The 1512-nt window shown below is 58.1% G+C and carries 2 protein-coding genes; one reads left to right on the top strand and one right to left on the bottom strand.

All coding sequences use genetic code 11. From position 1 onward, the window contains the following. Positions 1-117: 117 nt before the first annotated feature. A complete protein-coding gene (locus OQK_RS00580; RefSeq protein WP_016770655.1) occupies positions 118-558 on the bottom strand; it encodes a PACE efflux transporter in 441 nt (146 codons plus the stop codon). Positions 559-680: 122 nt separating this feature from the next. Here OQK_RS00580 and OQK_RS00585 point away from each other — a divergent pair. Beyond that, on the top strand, positions 681-1512 hold an 832-nt coding region (locus tag OQK_RS00585), incomplete at its 3' end, for a LysR family transcriptional regulator (protein WP_016770656.1).

Here is a 1512-nt window from a genome sequence, read left to right on the forward strand (position 1 = left end):
CCATTTTTTATTGATGGAAAAGCTTAGCCTGCTATCGGTGTTTGCGGATTGTGAATGTCGGCGGTTTAACAGGTTGAACCGCTGATTTCTCGCAATATCTGCTTACGAATTAGCGATTTATGTCGCAGCGGCAGAATCCGGCAACGCCGAGCTCGGCAGGCCGAAGATCCGGTCGAACAGCCAGTTGAACACGAAGGTGTAGCACGGGATGAAAATGATCAGTGCCAGATCCAGCAGGAACGCCTGCACCAGACTGATGTTCATCCACCACGCGATCAACGGAATCAGAAACACGATCAGCGTCAGTTGAAAGCCGACGGCGTGGGCGATACGTCGTTTGACCGTACGGGTGCGCGAGACCTGGCGACTTTCCCAGCGCTCGAACAACGAGGTGTAAATGAAATTCCAGGTCACGGCGATGCTGGTGATGATCACCGCCAGCGGCCCGGTGCTGCCCGGCGATGTGCCCGATAACAGTGCCAGACCAAGTGCCGAGAAGGTCATGCCGATCACTTCGTAGAGCGACACGTAGACCAGTTTGCGTTTCACGCCTTGCATGCAGATTTGCCTCTTTCTTGCCGAATGTTGGCCAGCAGGGCTGGCGAAGGCGGCGAAAGATAGCTTCAATAGACCTGACAGAAAAAGTCGGAAGCTTTCAGTTTTATTGATAGGTGAGGCATTTGAATTTCAGCAGCGACAGCATCGAATTGTTTCTCGCGGTGATCGAACGCGGCTCGTTCTCCGCTGCCGCGCGGCAGTTGGGCAAGGTGCCCTCCGCGGTGAGCATGGGCATTGCCAATCTTGAAGCGGAACTCGGTTACCCGTTGTTCGACCGCAGCCATCGCGAGCCGCAACCCACGGCGATGGCGCAGTCGCTGGTGCCCCACGCGCGACTGATCGCCGAGCAGCTCAAGCAGCTGCAAGTGCACGCGGTGGAGCTGTCGTTGGGACTGGAAAGCAGGTTGTCGATCGGCGTGGTTGCGGACGTTGATCGGCGGCGCTTGCTGGCAGCGATCAAGGTGATTGCCGAGCGGCATCCGTTGCTCGACATCGAAGTGCAGACTGCGCCGCAGGATGATGTGCTGGCGATGTTGCACAGTGGCCGGGTCAGGGTGTGCCTGGCGTTCGCCGGTTTGAGCGTGAATGCGCTGGAGCGGTTCCAGTTTGTCGGCAGCGAACGGATGATCGCCACGCTGGCGGCGGACAGCCCGTTGTTGCAGGGGCGGGATGTGTTTCTTGAAGATCTGGTGCAGGTGCGGCAGATCATCGTCGCCAGCCGTGACTTGCCGATCAGCGAGACGCGGCCGTTGGTGGCTGAGTCTTACTGGCGTACGGACAATCTCGAGACGGCAATGGAGATGGTCGAAGCGGGGTTGGGTTGGGGTAATTTTCCGCTGTCGGTGGTGCAGCCGTGGCTGGACACGGAACGTTTGAAAAGGCTGAATTTTCGCAACATCGAAAATGGCCTGGTGCTGCCGGTGCACGCGGTGTGGCTCAAGAGCCAGCCATTGC

It is taken from the genome of Pseudomonas sp. R62 (assembly GCF_000257605.1).
Classification (GTDB): Bacteria; Pseudomonadota; Gammaproteobacteria; order Pseudomonadales; family Pseudomonadaceae; genus Aquipseudomonas; species Aquipseudomonas atacamensis.

Excerpts from the sequence above, each read along its gene's own strand:
- OQK_RS00580 (WP_016770655.1), bottom strand. The coding sequence starts at position 558 with ATGCAAGGCGTGAAACGCAAACTGGTCTACGTGTCGCTCTACGAAGTG.